Below are 2,371 nucleotides of genomic sequence, written 5' to 3' on the forward strand. Positions count from 1 at the left end.
ACCATCGTTTTCAGAAAAAATTAAAGAACCTGAGTCCATACGAATATCGAACTCAGGCTTCTTAACTATGCGTTTTAATTACTGTCTACTTGACAGGGGTCAGTACATATAATCGGTAGGCCTCTCTTCGTTTTTATTGCTAAATCCTTTTTCGCTTCTGCAACATTCATCTCACCATCTCCCCTAAAAATATTAGTGCTATATAGTCGTCTTAACTTCGCCCATCCAATAACGCCAAGCTGCTAAGTAACCTTCTAAATCTTTCGGGTGGTGCCGTAAACATGTATCTATACGCAAATATAAGCCTATGACTATTTCTTCATATAAATCACGGGCTTTCTTATGAAATACACATTGTTTCATCGCATAATGAATTGTTTCTTTTGTTAAATCTTCTGGAGTCGAACAAAACGCGTAAATTAAATCGTATATAGGATCTCCTAACACTGGTAAAGGATCAATTACACCGTGCAGTTTATTCTCTTGAAATATAAAATTATGAAATCCGAAATCACCATGCAATAAAAATGGCTGATTTATTCCAGCGTCCCTATTCGCTAACTTAAGAACCGTTCTATACTCTTCTTCACTTATGTAACGCCTTACATTTTCATGAGCTTCTATCACATTTGTTGTTAAAAATTCACTCCAAGATTGAACGAGATTTTCTTTCCATCCCCAGCCATCAACCTCTGTAGCTACTTCATACTCATTGATAACTTCTTTTACAAGTTTACAAAGAACACTCCGTTTATAGCCTAGTTTGCAAGAAGTTGTGCCCTCAAGGAATGAGTAAACAATATAGCGATTTAAAGGTTCCTTATATAAAAGCTTTGGAAATAATTCGTCCTTTTTATAAAACTGAAGAAAATAAGCTTCTTCACGTATGACATCCGATTCATTCAACTTTACAACGTATTGTTCATCTAACAAATATATAGTACTTGCCGTTCCCCCGTTTAATGCTTTTACGCTATTTGGATAATGTGAAATAACTTTTTCCTTAACTAGTTGTGCAGTGATTATTGAAATGTCCATTCTCTCACCCTTTAATTCGGAAGATTCCCTTAATTCAAAAGACAACTTTACTATTATTTGACAAACGCAAGGGAAATCCTCCCAACCATCCTAATATAACAAACAAAAATTTTATTTTATTACAATGGCTTTCTTCCATATCTCATTTATGATAACGTGATTTTATCACTCTAAATGCTCTTCATATACTCTAATAATTTCTATTGCAGGGTCTATGTCTTGTAATTTATGAGCCAAACTTTCTACACCAAACACTTCTGTAAACGTATGACTGCCTACAATTAAATTAATCCCTTTAAATTTCGCATGTTGCACTGTATATAATGTTTTTTCACCTGTTATGTACGTGTCACACCCTTTTTCTAATGCACGTTCAATCAAATTTGTATTGTTTCCTGCACCGGTTAAAATCGCAATCCGTTTTACTGGTTTATCGTGATTTCTCCAGCTCTTCACTTTCTCTTCCATTTTTTCTTCAAGTTTTCCAACTAAGTTTGAAAAAGGAATCGCTTCTTTATATTCTCCTATTCCCGGTAGTTCTTCTTCCTCATACGTGGAATATTCCAGTATTTTATCTATCCCAATTCCGTTAAATAACGATGTACACGTGCCAAACTTTACAAAATCTAACGGCAAGTGAATCCAAAAATGATTCATTTCATATTGCTTCAATTTCTCAATACAAGCCCCTTCCATACCAAATAAAAAACTCCATGGTGCATGATGTGTAACTATCATATCGACTCCATTTTTATACGCTTCTTCAATCGTCTCTAATGTCAAATTTGTTGTGTAACCGATTTTGTGAAATTCATCTTTACTTATATGAGTAAAACCATATTCATCATCGCCGTATTTATGAAGGTCCTCTCCAAATAGTGATGTTATATGTTCGTTAAACTTCTTTATATTCATTTTATTTCTCCTTTCATTTACTTTTATATTTCAAAAATAAGGAAATACTAAATAAAAACGTTACATACATATAGGAGGACACCATGAAACCTGAATTTTTAAAAGCTGTACATGATGCCATTGGAAATATTGAACACATTCATATAGAAGAAAGCGGTGCTGACAGCTTACTTATTCATCATGATGATGCACAGCAATTACAACAAGTTGCTGTGGCGTTAGAAAATAATAATTTTCGCTCCGCTTTAAGAACAACTGGAAATGCTTCGTACATTGAAGTATTGAACAGATAATAAAAGTCCGGATGTATGTACTGACCCCTGTCAAGTAGACAGTAATTAAAACGCATAGTTAAGAAGCCTGAGTTCGATATTCGTATGGACTCAGGTTCTTTAATTTTTTCTGAAAACGATGGTGG

At 34.0% G+C, this 2,371-nt stretch carries 3 protein-coding genes and 1 pseudogene; 1 reads left to right on the forward strand and 3 read right to left on the reverse strand.

Annotated elements, in window-relative coordinates; all coding sequences use genetic code 11:
• Positions 1 to 107: 107 nt before the first annotated feature.
• From MR168_RS34035 to MR168_RS32640, 3 genes and pseudogenes are all read right to left on the reverse strand, one after another.
• Positions 108 to 170: pseudogene (locus MR168_RS34035) on the reverse strand (DUF7010 family protein); the annotation flags it as partial.
• Between the two features lie 28 nt (positions 171 to 198).
• Positions 199 to 1,038 (reverse strand): phosphotransferase, encoded by an 840-nt coding sequence (locus MR168_RS32635; RefSeq protein WP_069604223.1) that lies wholly within the window; start codon positions 1,036 to 1,038, stop codon positions 199 to 201.
• 165 nt (positions 1,039 to 1,203) lie between these two features.
• Positions 1,204 to 1,953 carry a Nif3-like dinuclear metal center hexameric protein gene (locus tag MR168_RS32640; RefSeq protein WP_086411998.1) on the reverse strand — a complete coding sequence of 250 codons (750 nt, stop codon included), beginning with the start codon at positions 1,951 to 1,953 and terminating at the stop codon, positions 1,204 to 1,206.
• A gap of 83 nt (positions 1,954 to 2,036) precedes the next feature.
• Here MR168_RS32640 and MR168_RS32645 point away from each other — a divergent pair, with 83 nt between their 5' ends.
• Positions 2,037 to 2,246, forward strand: coding sequence for a hypothetical protein (locus MR168_RS32645; protein ID WP_000801642.1), 210 nt, complete (start codon positions 2,037 to 2,039; stop codon positions 2,244 to 2,246).
• Positions 2,247 to 2,371 lie beyond the last annotated feature (125 nt).

Origin of the sequence: Bacillus cereus group sp. BfR-BA-01356 (assembly GCF_022663635.1) — a bacterium.
Taxonomy (GTDB): domain Bacteria; phylum Bacillota; class Bacilli; order Bacillales; family Bacillaceae_G; genus Bacillus_A; species Bacillus_A cereus.